Here is a 12,628-nt window from a genome sequence, read left to right as displayed (position 1 = left end):
GTAGAGAGTGGGTCAGTGCCCCACCCACCCCCGGTGGAGTGGAATCGACGCATGACGACAACGAGGCAAGCCCCGGCGCAGGACGCGGTCGAACTCCACGGTGTGCGCAAGGTCCACGGCACCGGTGGACACCAGGTCACCGCACTGGACGGGGTCTCCAGCAGCTTCCCGCGCGGGACCTTCACCGCGATCATGGGCCCTTCGGGTTCCGGGAAGTCGACCCTGCTGCAGTGCGCGGCGGGGCTGGAGCAGCCCACCGAGGGGCGGATCGTCCTCGCCGGTGTGAACATCGTGGAGCAGAACGAGCGGCAGCGCACCGAACTGCGCCGCGATCACATCGGATTCGTCTTTCAGGCGTTCAACCTGGTGGAGTCGCTCACCGCGGCCCAGAACGTCGAGCTGCCGTCCCGGTTCGCGGGGCGCAAGGTGGGCCGCCAGCAGGTGGCCGAGGCGCTCGGCGCCGTCGGCCTCGCCGACCGCGCCGGGCACCGCCCCAGCCAGCTGTCCGGCGGCCAGCAGCAGCGTGTCGCCCTCGCCCGCGCCCTCGTCACCCGGCCCGATGTCCTCTTCGCCGATGAACCGACCGGCGCCCTGGACACCAACACCTCCCGCGAGGTGCTGCGGATGATGCGGATGCTGGTGGACCGGGAGGGCCAGACCACCCTGATGGTCACGCACGACCCGATGGCCGCGGCCATGGCCGACGTCGTCGTCTTCCTCAAGGACGGGCGCATCGCCGACCGCGTAGTGCTCGACCGTCACTCCGGCAGCGACAACGCCGCCGCGATCGCCACCCACATGGCCCGGATGGAGGCGTGATGCTGATCCTCGCGAACGTCCGCGAACGCTGGTCCGGCTTCCTGGGAGCCTTCGTCGCCGTCCTCGTCGGCGTCGCCCTGATCACGACCACACTGGTCATCTACGACTCCGCCCGGCCCAGGGTCCAGCCCCGCTACGCGGGCACCGCCGCACTGGCCCTGCCGCACAAGGCCGTCGAGGCCGACGGCAGCCCCAAGGACAGAATGCCGTGGGGCAAGGCCGAGGCCCAGCCGCTTCTCGCCGGACTCGACAAGGTGCCGGGCCTGGCCCACGCCGTCGTCGACCGCTCCTTCTACGCCCAGGCGATCAAGGACGGCAAGCCCGTCAGCGACGAGGGCGCCCTGGAGTCGGGCCACGGATGGGGCAGCGCGCAGATGGCGCCCTACCGGCTGACCTCCGGCCGGGCCCCTCGCGCCGCCGACGAGGTCGTGGTGGACCGCGCCCTGCACACGGCCGTCGGCAGCGAACTGACCGTGAACATCACCCACGGCCGAAGGCAGTTCACCGTCGTCGGCACCGTGGACGGCCCCGGCTACTACTTCAGCGAGGAGTTCGCCGCCCGGCAGCAGCCCGGTATCGGCGTCATCGCCCTCGTCGCCGGCAAGGGGGCCGACAGCGGCGCGATCGTCGCCGCGGCGAAGAAGTCCATCGGCGACAAGGGCGACATCGTCTCCGGCGACGCCCGCTCCGAGCTGCAGCCCCGGTACGTCGAGCACAAGCGCTTCCTGGGCGTCCAGCTCATCAGCGCCATGGCTCTCCTCGGCCTGTTCACCACCGTGTTCGTGGTCGCCTCCATGCTCGTCCTGGCGACCGGTATGCGCCGCCGCGAGATCGGTCTGCTGCGCACCATCGGCGCCGCTCCCAAGCAGGTCAAGCGCATGATCCTCGGGGAGGCCGCCGTCGTCGGCCTGCTCGGCTCGATCGCCGGCTGCATGGCCGGGGTCGCCGCCGCCCCGCTGCTGCGCGACATCCTCCAGAGCCTGGACGTGACGCCGCCGGACATGCAGGTCACCGTCGCCCCCTGGCCGCTGCTCACCGGCTGCGTGGTCGGTATCGGCGTCAGCGTGATCGGCGCATGGACCGCGGGCCGCAAGGCCGCCCAGGTCGCCCCCGTCGAAGCCCTCCTGGACAGCCGCTCCGCCAACAAGGGCATGGGTCGCGGCCGTTGGATCGCCGGCCTCGCCGTTCTCGGGATCGGGGTGCTGCTGGCGATCGGCACCGCCACCTCCAGCGCCGACAACCGCATCAACATGGCGATCTCCGCCACCATGACGCTGATCGTCGCGGCTGCCCTGCTGACCCCCGTCTTCATCGGGCCCGTCGGCCGGTTCCTGACCGCTCCCTTCCAGCGCGGCGGCTCCGCCGCGCCGGTCCTGATCCGTGCCGAGCTGGTCGCCAACCCGCGCCGCGCCGCCTCCCTGGTGGCCCCCGTGATCGCCGCCGTCGGCTTCGCGGTGCTGCTCAGCGGCATGGTGGAGACGATGCGGGTCGCTTACCCGGCGGGCGAGGCCCTGAAGGTCGTCGGCCAGACGATCGTCACGTCGGACGGCACGCCCGGCAACACCGACGAGGTCGTCGCCGCCAACCCGGTGGGCAAGGCCGCGCTGCCGACCCGCGCGTTCGTCCTGAAGGTCACACAGAGCTCCAAGGAGGCCGAGCAGACCGAGAAGACGGCCGACGCGACCGTTCTGGACATCCTGGGCAGCCGTGACGCACGCTGGAGCACGCCCGGCGAGGCGGTCCTCGGCGAGCACATCGCCAAGGACCTGGGCCTGACGAAGGGCCAGGAGGTCCCGGTCCGGTTCGCCGACGGCGCCACCGTCCCCCTGCGCGTCGGCGCGGTGCTGCCCGACGACCCGGCCCGCGGTGACTTCGTCGTCGCCCGCGACCTGGTCCGCGCCCACGACCCGGGCGCGCTCACCGACGACATCTTCGTCCCCGGCAGCGCCAAGGCGTCCGCGTCCGTCCCCGGCACCGCCCTGCACGACGCCGCCGAGTACGCGCTCGCCGACTACGAGACGGACGCCAAGCTCACCGACAGCCTCGCCATGATGCTGGTCGTGATCGCCGTCGGCTACAGCGTGATCGCCGTCGCCAACAGCATGGCCATGGCCGCCCACGGTCGGCGCCGCGACTTCGGTGTCATGAAGTCGGCCGGCGGCACCGTCCGCCAGCTGCTCTGGGTCTCCGCCGGCGAGACGTCCCTGGTCATCCTCATCGGCGCCGCCCTCGGCGTCCTGGTCACCCTGCCCCCGCTGGCGGGCATGGCCTCCGGCCTCTCCCAGGCCACCTCCTCGGACGTGGGCCTGCACCTGAGCACCGGCACCCTCACCACCGCCGTTGTCGGCACCCTCGTGGCAGCCGTCCTCGCCGGGCTCGCGGTCACCGCGAAGACGCTGCGCAGGCAGACGGCGTAACCGACGAGCACGAGACGGCACAAGCCGGCGGCCCCGGGGAATCCCCCCCTCGGGGGCCGCTGTTCGTGTGCGCGTCCTCCCTCCCGCAGCCGCGCGTATAGAGCACCGATAGCACCTCTGGTTGTGCTGAGCGGCGCAAGCGCGATGGGAGGCGATGACAGTGACCATTCCGGACCTGCACACGCGATCACGGTGGCTCAGGACGTTGAAGCCGGTGACGCGGCCGCGGTGCCGGCTCGTGTGCGCTCCGCACGCGGGCGGCACCGCACAGGCGTACCGCACCTGGCACGCCGGGCTGCCGGCCGGCATCGAGGTGATCGGCGTGCAGTACCCCGGCCGTCAGGACCGGCTCGGTGAACCCGTCCCGGCCTCCATGGACGAGCTGGTCGGCCCGGTCGCCGACGCCGTGGAGCCGTCCCTCGGCGAGCCGCTGGCACTGTTCGGCCACAGCATGGGCGCCGTCGTCGCCTATGAGGTCACCCTCGAACTCGAACGTCGGCACGGGCAGGTCGTGGACCTGCTCGCCGTCTCCGGTTCGCGGGCTCCCCACCACCGCGAGAAACACGAGCGGCACGCACTGGACGACGCCGCCCTCATCGAGGAACTGCGTCGGCTGAACGACGACTTCACCGACCTGCTGGACGCGCCGGAACTCCTCGAATTGATCCTGCCCGCCATCCGCGCGGACTTCGGTGTGGTGGCCCGCTATCTGCGTACCCCGCCGCTCCCCGTGCGTGCACCCCTGCTCGCCCTGGGCGGCAGCAGCGACCCGGACGTCGCCGCACAGGACCTGACCCATTGGCGGGCCTGCGCCGGCGGCGCCTTCAGCACCCGCGTCATGGCCGGCGGCCACTTCTACCTGGCCGACCAGGCACCCGTGCTCGACGCGCTCGCCCCCTGGCTTCCCCACCGTCGCCCGACAGCTCACCCGGCGCTGTGACCCGGCGCCGCCCGGGCCCGGCCCGACCCCACGACCACAGGAGTACGCGCAGCATGGCTGACCTGTCCGGCGCCTCGAACGTCGTCGAGATCTTCACGGAGCACGCCCGCGCCCGCGGCGACCACCGCGCGGTCGCCATCGTGCGCGACCCCAGCGACCCCTCCACCGCCCAGTGGCTGACCTACGAACAGCTGGACCGCGCGGCCCGGGTCTGTGCCCGGACGCTGCTGGACTCCTGCCGCCCGGGCGACCGCGCCCTGCTGCTCCTGCCGAACTCCGCCGAGTTCGTCGTCGCCATTCTCGGCTGCTTCTACGCCGGTGTGGTGCCGGTGCCCTCCTCGATGCCCGGCCGCTACAAGCAGGACCAGCGCCGGGTCCGCGGCATCGCCCGCGACGCCGCGGTGAGCTGCGTACTGACCGCCCCCGACGAACTGACCGACGTCCGCGCCTGGGCCGGTGCGGAGGCCCTGGACATCCCGGTGCTCATCCCGGACGTCGACCCGGTGCGGCCGGCCGAGCCGTTCACACCGCACGCCGCGGGCCCCACCGACCTGGCCCTGCTCCAGTACACCTCAGGATCCACCCATGACCCCAAGGGCAGCCGGGTCACCCACCGCAACCTGCTGCTCAACGCCCTCGCGATCGACACCTACCTGCCCGTGCGCGAAGGCCAGCGCTACGGCGGCTGGCTGCCGAATTACCACGACATGGGCCTGATGGGGCACATCCTGTCCCCGCTGCTCGTCGGCCACGGCATCGCCCTCATGACCCCGGCCGCCTTCCTGCGCCGCCCCCGCGCCTGGCTGGAGCTGATCGACCACTTCGACATCGGCCTGTCCGCCGCCCCCAACTTCGCCTACGAGTTGTGCCTCACCCGCGTCCCCGAGGACTCGATCGCCGACCTCAACCTGTCCCGCTGGAGCCAGACCATCAGTGGCTCCGAGCCGGTCAAGGCAAGCGTCCTGGCGGACTTCGCCCAGCGGTTCGCCGCCGCGGGGCTGCGCAGCGAACAGATCACCCCGTGCTACGGCATGGCCGAGACCACCCTGATGATCTCGACCACGTCCGGCCGGGCCCCGCTCGTGCTCACCTGCGACGTCGCCGCGCTGGAAGCGGGCCGCGTGACGCCCGCGGCGGACGGCGTCGGCCGCACCCTGGTCAGCTGCGGCGCGCCGCGCGGACTGGAGGCCCGTATCGTCGACCCGGCCACCGGCCGGGCCCTCCCGGCCGGTTCGGTCGGCGAGATCTGGCTGCGCGGCGACCTGGTGGTGGACGGCTACTGGCTCAACGCCGAGGCCACCCACGCCACCTTCGGCAACCGTGTCGCCGACGGCCCCGAGGACGACGGCGGCTGGCTGCGCACCGGCGACCTCGGCGCCCTGGTGGACGACGAGATCTACGTCACCGGACGCATCAAGGAGATGATGATCGTCCGAGGGCGCAACATCTACCCGCACGACATCGAGCACGAACTGCGGCGCCAGCACGCGGAGTTGCGGGACACGGTCGGATCCGTCGTCACCGTCCCCACCGACGCCGACGACACCGAGGGCCGGCTTGTGGTCATCCACGAGGTCCGCCGACGTGCCGTCGACGAGGAACTGGCCCGCCTGGCCGCGAGCATGCGCACCACCGTGGCCCGCGAGTTCGGCCTGCGCGCCGACTCCGTCCTGCTGCTGCGACGTGGTGCCGTGCGCCGTACGACCAGCGGCAAGGTCCAGCGGTCCACGATGCAGACCTTGTACGCGAACGGCGAGCTGGAGCCCCTGTGGGCCGACGGCTATCCGGCGCACGGCGTCACCGTCACCGCGGGGGAGCACAGATGAGAACAGTCGACCTCCCCTCCCGGCTCGCCGAGTGGTCCCGCCCGGGCGGCCCCTTCGACCCCGCAGTACTGAGCGCCCACGACGAGGCGGAGACCTTCCCCGCCGAGGCGTGCGCCGCCCTCGACGCCTGGGGGCTGCCCGCGTACTACGTTCCGGCCCGGCACGGCGGCCGGCAGGATCGCCTCGACGAGTTCCTCGCCCTGCTGCGCACGGTCGCCGCCCAGGACCTGACGGTGGCCGTCGCCCACGGCAAGACCTTCCTCGGGGGAGTGTGCACCTGGCTCGCCGGGGACGCCGGGCCGGCCGACCTGCTGGCCCGGCAGGTCCTGGCCGGCGAGCCGGTGGCCTGGGGACTCACCGAGCCCGACGGCGGCAGCGATCTGCTCGCGGGGTCGCTCACCGCGACCCGACACGGCTCCGGCTGGCAGCTGAGCGGGCGCAAATGGCCGGTGAACAACGCGACGCGCGGCCATCTGCTGTGCGTCCTGGCCCGCACCGATCCGGCGGGCGGACCCCGCGGGTTCACCGTCTTCCTGATCGACAAACGGGCCACCGCCGTGGACACCGTACGCCCGCTGCCGAAGATGCCCACCCACGGCGTCCGCGGCGCCGACATCAGCGGTGTGGAGTTCCGGCAGACACGCGTCCCCGCCCACGCCCTCGTCGGCACGGTGGGCGGCGGCCTCGAACTCGTCCTCAAGGCGCTCCAGCTCACCCGGATCGTCTGTGTCTCCCTCTCCCTGGGCGCCGGTGACCACGCACTCGGTCTGCTGCGCCGCTTTTTGCACGAACGCCGGCTGTACGGACGGCAGTTGGCGAGCCTGCCGCATGTGCGCACCACGGCCGGCCGCGCCGCCGCCCATCAGTTCCTCGCCGAGGCCGTCGCCCACACGGCGGCCCGCGCCGCCCATCAGGTGCCCGAGGAACTGAGCGTGATCTCCGCCGTCGCCAAGGCGTTCGTCCCGTCGCTGATACAGAGCCAACTGCGGTTGATCGGCGACCTGCTCGGGACGCGTGGCTTCCTCACCGGAGTCGAGGGCTACGGCGCCTTCGCCAAGCTGGAGCGCGACCATCAGGTCGTGCCGATCTTCGACGGCAGCACCTGGGTCAACCGGGCCGCCCTGGCCGGTGTCCTGCCGCTGCTGCGCCCCGGCCGACGGGCCGCGGCATCCGAGGCCGCGTCGCCGGTGCACTGGCTGCGCGAGGAACACCACCCGGCTCCCCTCGATATGCGCCGGCTGCGGCTGATGGCGCCCCGCGACTCGGTTCTCGGCGCTTTGCCCGCGCTGGTGGCCGGACTCGACGCGCGGGAGGAGTCGTCGAAGGCGGCGGCCGAGACCGCCTCGCTGGCCGGTGCCCTCCTGGAGGCGTACGAGCGTCTGGGCACGGACCTCGCGGACGTACGACCCACCGGTGGCCCGCCGAGCACCGCCACGATGCGGCTCGCCGAACGCTACGAGTGGTGCTTCGCGGGCGCCGCCGCGCTCGCCCTGCACCACGCGCGGCCCCGCCTGCGCACCGGCCCGTGGGGCACGGACGAGGCGTGGCTGCACGGCTGTCTCACCCTGGTCCTGGAGGGCCTGGGCCGCCGGCCGGCCCAGGCTACGCGGACCTACGACCGGCTCGGCACGGTCGTGGCGAGCGCACCGGACGTCCCGGTGAGCGTGCTCGACGACAGGGGGCCGGACGGGCCGGCGCGCGACGGATCTGTGGAGGTATCCGCGACATGACCGACATCGCCACCCGCGCCGACCACCTGGAGAAACTGCTCGGCGACCCCTGGGACCCCGCCAATCCCGCCGGATTCGCCGCCGCCGTGGCGGCCGACGAACGCGAGGAGACCGCACCGGCCGCCGAGGCGGCACTCGACGAGTTCGGTCTGCACGCCGAGTTCGTCCCCCGGGCGCTCGGCGGTCGCCTCGAGCGCCTCGACGACATGATCGAACTGATGCGGTCGGTGTACCGGCGGGATGCGGCCCTGGGGCTGGCCCGCGCCGGCCAGCTGCTGGCGAGCGTCAACGTCTGGACCGCCGGCCGACCCGAACAGCGCTGGGCCGCAGCCGAGTTGCTGACCGACAACCGTCGCATGGCCTGCGCCTTCCACGAACTCGCCCATGGCAACGACATCGCCGGCAACGAGTTCGCGGCGCAGCGCGCCGGTTCACGACTGACCCTGCACGGCCGCAAGGAGTCCATCGCCAACCTCGACCGGGCAGACGCCCTGGTGCTCCTGGCCCGCACCGACCCCGCCGACGGGCCCCGGGCCCACTCGCAGCTGTTCCTGGGCGCCGATCTGCTCGACCCCGACCGGGTGCGCCGGCTGGCGCGGTTCCGTTCCGTGGGCCTGCGCGGAGTGCATCTGGGCGGCATGCGGGTGAGCGGTCTGCCGGTCCCCGAGGAGGTGGTGCTCGGCGCCCCGGGCACCGGAGTAGAGACCGCCTCGCGGGCCTTCCAGGTGACCCGGATGGCGCTGCCCGCCATGAGTACCGCCCTGCTCGACACCGCCCTGCGCGTCACCCTGCACCACACCCGACGGCGGCGGCTCTACGGCCGTCCGGCCGCCGAGCTGCCGATGGTGCGCACCACCCTGGCCGAGGCGTTCGCGGATCTGCTGCTGTGCGAAGCCCTCTCGCGTACCGCGGCCCGTGCCCTGCAGCTGTGCCCCGAGTCGGGCAGCGTCCACGCACCCGCCGTGAAGTACCTGGTCGCCGGGGTGCTCACGGACGCGGTGCAGCGGCTGTCGACGGTGATGGGCGCGGAGTTCTACCGCCGTGACGGCCGGCACGCCGTGTTCCAGAAGATCGCCCGGGACATCCGGCCGGTCGGCTTCGGCCACATCGCCCGCGCGGCCTGTCTGTCGGCCCTCCTGCCGCAGCTGCCCGGGCTGCTCGGCCGGGCCCGGCGTGCTCCGGCCCCGGCACCGGAAGCGCTGTTCACCGCCGTGGCCGAGCTGCCCGAACTCGATCTGCCCGGGCTGCGGTTGGTGGCGGGCGGCAGGGATGTGCTGGCCGCTTCGCTCGGCACCGCGCTCGACGAGGACCTGCCGCGGTCCGTGCGGCCGCTCGTCGAGGAACGTGTGCGGGACTTCGTGCGGCTGTGCGAGGTCGGGGCGGCCCTGCGGCCCCGGGAGCTGTCGATCGCGGCCGAGGTGCCGGTACGCGAACTGGCCGCCCGCTATACGGTCTCGCTCGCCGCGGCCGCGTGCCTGGGGGTTCGACGCGCCGCTGCGGCGCAGGACTTCCTGGCCCGGCCGCAGTGGCTGACCGCCGTGCTCAGCCGGCTCGAAGGGCCGGCCGGGGGCCCTTCCAGGGACCTGCCGCGGGAGGTCGAGGACGCGCTGATCGAGGAGCTGACGGACCGCGACGACCGCGGTCTGTCCTTCGGGCTCGTCGGCCGCCCGTACGCGTGAGGCGAGCGGCTGCCGGTGCGTGCCCCCGCGCGCGCCGGTGCCGTGCGGCCCCGGGTACGCGGGCCCCGCCGGCCGGGCCGTGCCCCTGCACCCCTCCCCACCTTCACCCCTCCCTACCTTCACCCCACGTTCCGAGGAGATCCTGATGACCACGTACGGCGTCGACCAGGTTGCACCGTCCGATCTGCAGCGCTGGCTCGTCGAGCGCGTCGCCGAGTACCTGCCGGACCTCGGCGAGGCCGTCGACCCCACCCGGCAGCTCGGTGAGTACGGCCTCGACTCCATAGCGGTGGTGGCGTTCGCCGCCGATGTGGAGGAGCAACTCGGCATAGCCGTCGATCCCACGGCGATATGGGACTACCCGAGTGTCGGCGAGCTGGCCGAGCATCTGGCGGCCGAGCTGGCCGAGCGGCGGCCGCAGGCCGCCTGACGGACCGGTCGTGTCCCCGGGATCCGTTCCCCCCGGCCCGGGGGCACGGCCACGAGCAAGGGGCCGGGGTGGTGATCCCACCCCGGCCCCTGTGCTGTGCGCCGCTCAGGCCGCGTCGCTCTCCATGGCGCGGACGAGGCTGAGGGGGCGCATGTCGGTCCAGTTCTCCTCGACGTGGGCGAGGCAGGCGGCACGGGTGTCCTGACCGTGCACGGTGTGCCAGCCGGCCGGGATCTCGGCGAAGGCCGGCCACAGCGAGTACTGGCCCTCGTCGTTGACGAGCACGTAGTAGGACGCCTCGTCGTTCTCGAAGGGATTGGCCACGATGACACCTCACAGGAGCGTGCGGAACTGCGGTCGGTCCGACCCTCGGACGCCGGCCTACAGCATTCCTATGGCAAACGGTCTTGCTGGCTGCCGTGGCCGAAACCTGCCACACCCGACGGAGCGATACTCGGAATTCGGCATTCCATTCCGACCGGTGGAATGGAGGCAAGGGATCCCTTTCCTGTTTTCGCTGGCAGCGGCGGTGAGCGCGGTCATTCTCCGGTGTGCGACCCTGTCAGTTGCCTGCCAGCGCAGCAGCCTGTCAGACCTTTTGCTTGGTGAAGTGCGATGCGCGCAGCGAGAATCATCTTGTGCAAACGCGACGCGCCGCTCGACAGAGGTGAACGCACCGCACGCAGGAACTGGAATTGTTTGACGATCCACGCTCGACTTGGGAGTTCATAAATGAAGTCCGCATTCCGAATGGTCTCCGCCGTCGCTGCCGCCGTGGCCGCGCTGGTCCTCGTGCCGATGACCGCGGGCACCGCGTCGGCCGGGGAGCCGGGGCGGCAGGCACCGGGCACGGACACCGCCGCGACTGCCGACGACGTGACCGGCGACCCCGGCTGGCAGGGCCCTTCCGTGGACGTCTCCGAATGACCCTCGCGGGTACCTGACGGAGAAGATCACCCCGACCGGCGTTCCGGAACGGGGTGATCTTCATTCGTTACGGGGTAATTTTCGTCGTGTTTCCCGTGTTACTCTGCCGCCGTCTTGACGGACTTCGGGGGTTTCCTGAGACGGGGGTGGGGGCATGCTCGAGCCCATCGGGCTGAGTGTGGAAGCTACTGAGATATATCGTGCTTCGTTGCTTAATTCATGTGGCTCGGTCGAGGAGCTGGCCGGGTTGGTCGGGCGCCCGATAGAGATCGTACGCAGCGCATTGGACGAATGCGTGCGGCTTGGCCTGATCCGCCCCTCCTGGGAGACCCCCGGGCGGGTGCACGCGGTCAGCCCGGACGTCGCCCTCCACGCGCTGCTCGCCCGACAGGAGTCCGCACTGGTGGCCCGGCAGCGCGAGATGGCCGCGACCCGGGTGGAAGTCGCCCGCCTGTCCGAGGAGTTCGCCGTCACGCGCCGCCGGTTGCGGCACAACGAGGTCGAGCAGCTGGAGGGCCTGGACCGGATCCGTGATCGCATCGGCGAACTCACCCTCGGCTGCGAACGCAGCCTGGTCGCCTTCGCCCCCGGCGGACACCAGACCTCGGACAACAGGGAAGCCAGCCGCCCGCTCACCGAGTCCCTCCGGGACCGCGGGGTGACGATGCGGACCATCTATCTCGACAGCATCTACAACGACCCCGCCACCGTCGAACACGCCCGCTGGCTGATGGAGTTGGGCAACCAGGTCCGGACCGTGGCCTGGCTGCCCACCCGCATGATCATCTTCGATGGGGAGTCGGCCATCCTGCCCATGGACCCGGACAACAGCGGTGACGGCGCACTGCTCTTTCGCGGCAAGGGCGTGATCGTCGCCCTGATCGAACTCTTCCGTCTGGTGTGGGACCGCGCCGCTCCCGTCACCAGCGCCCGCCGCCAGCGCACCTGCACCGACGACCATGGCCTCACCAGCCAGGGGAAGGCGGTCCTGCGCCTGCTGGGGGAGGGCTTCACCGACGAGGGCGTGGCGCGCAAACTCGGTGTGTCGGTGCGTACCGGACGACGCATCACCGCCGACCTGATGGGACGGCTCGGGGCCAAGAGCCGCTTCCAGGCCGGCCTGCACGCGGCCCGCCTCGGCTGGCTCGACGAGGTCCCCCAGGTGGGCACACCCTCGGAGACCGGGCTGCTCGGCCCGTCGCCCACCGCATCGGCCGGCGACGAATGCCGACTGGTCGGCCTGTGAACTACCTCTTGGCGACGGCTTGCCGAGTCGCACCGAGAAACGCACCCCGATAGAACAGCAGCGGTGCACCGTCCCCGCCCTCCTCGGGCGCGCTCAGATCCATCACCCGGCCGATCACGATCCGATGGTCGCCGGCCGGCACCACACTCTCGATCCGGCAATCCACCCATGCCAGACCACCACCGACCCGCGGCGACCCGGTCACCTCGGCCGGGTCCCAGGCCACCCCCGCGAACTTGTCCGCACCACTGCGGCCGAACCTGCGGCACAGCTCCGCCTGGTCGGCGCGCAGCACCGTCGCACAGAACGACCCCGACTCTTCGATCCGCCGCCCGCTCACCGAGCTCTGCGCCACCGCGACCGACACCAGCGGCGGCTCCAGCGAGAGCGAGGCGAAGGACTGGCAGGCGAACCCCATCGGTTGTCCCTCATGGACGCCGGCGATGATCGTCACCCCCGTACAGAACCGGCCGAGCACATCCCGGAAACGGCTCCGGTCGAAGCGGAGCGCGGTGGCGGTCGAGTTCACGCATACCTCACAGGGAAGAGAGCGGACGGTCACGTCGATGACGCACGCTCCTCGCGCCCCCTACACGACAGCTACACCCGGCACC

The 12,628-nt window shown here is 72.0% G+C and carries 11 protein-coding genes; 9 read left to right on the top strand and 2 right to left on the bottom strand.

The features are described 5' to 3' along the window. The first annotated feature begins 51 nt into the window (after positions 1-51). The 7 genes from D9V36_RS11785 (at position 52) to D9V36_RS11755 (ending at position 9,841) form a co-directional block, all read left to right on the top strand. Positions 52-819, top strand: coding sequence for an ABC transporter ATP-binding protein (locus tag D9V36_RS11785; protein ID WP_129293734.1), 768 nt, complete (start codon positions 52-54; stop codon positions 817-819). Next, positions 819-3,236: an ABC transporter permease gene (locus tag D9V36_RS11780; protein WP_129293733.1), complete on the top strand. Its 2,418-nt coding sequence runs from the start codon at positions 819-821 to the stop codon at positions 3,234-3,236. Before D9V36_RS11785 ends, D9V36_RS11780 begins: the two co-directional genes overlap by 1 nt. Positions 3,237-3,474: 238 nt before the next feature. Beyond that, positions 3,475-4,176 carry a thioesterase II family protein gene (locus tag D9V36_RS11775; protein ID WP_241720840.1) on the top strand — a complete coding sequence of 234 codons (702 nt, stop codon included), beginning with the start codon at positions 3,475-3,477 and terminating at the stop codon, positions 4,174-4,176. 53 nt (positions 4,177-4,229) lie between these two features. Beyond that, the gene (locus tag D9V36_RS11770) at positions 4,230-6,002 is read left to right on the top strand and encodes a fatty acyl-AMP ligase (protein ID WP_129293731.1); all 1,773 of its coding nucleotides are present in this window, start codon (positions 4,230-4,232) and stop codon (positions 6,000-6,002) included. Beyond that, on the top strand, positions 5,999-7,732 hold the full coding sequence (locus tag D9V36_RS11765; protein ID WP_129293730.1) for an acyl-CoA dehydrogenase family protein: 1,734 nt from the start codon (positions 5,999-6,001) through the stop codon (positions 7,730-7,732). Before D9V36_RS11770 ends, D9V36_RS11765 begins: the two co-directional genes overlap by 4 nt. Continuing rightward, positions 7,729-9,411: an acyl-CoA dehydrogenase gene (locus D9V36_RS11760; protein WP_129293729.1), complete on the top strand. Its 1,683-nt coding sequence runs from the start codon at positions 7,729-7,731 to the stop codon at positions 9,409-9,411. The genes D9V36_RS11765 and D9V36_RS11760 overlap by 4 nt, the downstream gene beginning before the upstream one ends. 145 nt (positions 9,412-9,556) lie before the next feature. Beyond that, positions 9,557-9,841 (top strand): acyl carrier protein, encoded by a 285-nt coding sequence (locus tag D9V36_RS11755; RefSeq protein WP_129293728.1) that lies wholly within the window; start codon positions 9,557-9,559, stop codon positions 9,839-9,841. Positions 9,842-9,946: 105 nt separating this feature from the next. Here D9V36_RS11755 and D9V36_RS11750 read toward each other — a convergent pair whose 3' ends face one another. Continuing rightward, on the bottom strand, positions 9,947-10,165 hold the full coding sequence (locus tag D9V36_RS11750; protein WP_129293723.1) for an MbtH family protein: 219 nt from the start codon (positions 10,163-10,165) through the stop codon (positions 9,947-9,949). Between the two features lie 408 nt (positions 10,166-10,573). Here D9V36_RS11750 and D9V36_RS40890 point away from each other — a divergent pair, with 408 nt between their 5' ends. Both D9V36_RS40890 and D9V36_RS11740 read left to right on the top strand, forming a co-directional pair. After that, on the top strand, positions 10,574-10,768 hold the full coding sequence (locus D9V36_RS40890) for a hypothetical protein (RefSeq protein WP_164992934.1): 195 nt from the start codon (positions 10,574-10,576) through the stop codon (positions 10,766-10,768). 208 nt (positions 10,769-10,976) lie between these two features. Further along, positions 10,977-12,014 carry a helix-turn-helix domain-containing protein gene (locus tag D9V36_RS11740; protein WP_241720839.1) on the top strand — a complete coding sequence of 346 codons (1,038 nt, stop codon included), beginning with the start codon at positions 10,977-10,979 and terminating at the stop codon, positions 12,012-12,014. Between the two features lies 1 nt (position 12,015). On the opposite strand, the gene D9V36_RS11735 is transcribed toward D9V36_RS11740, so the two are convergent. Continuing rightward, positions 12,016-12,543: a flavin reductase family protein gene (locus D9V36_RS11735; RefSeq protein ID WP_129293725.1), complete on the bottom strand. Its 528-nt coding sequence runs from the start codon at positions 12,541-12,543 to the stop codon at positions 12,016-12,018. Positions 12,544-12,628: the final 85 nt, after the last annotated feature.

Source organism: Streptomyces lydicus (assembly GCF_004125265.1).
GTDB classification, from domain to species: Bacteria; Actinomycetota; Actinomycetes; order Streptomycetales; family Streptomycetaceae; genus Streptomyces; species Streptomyces lydicus_C.
Note: the sequence above shows the minus strand (reverse complement) of the source record. Positions and strands in the feature narration are given on the sequence as shown.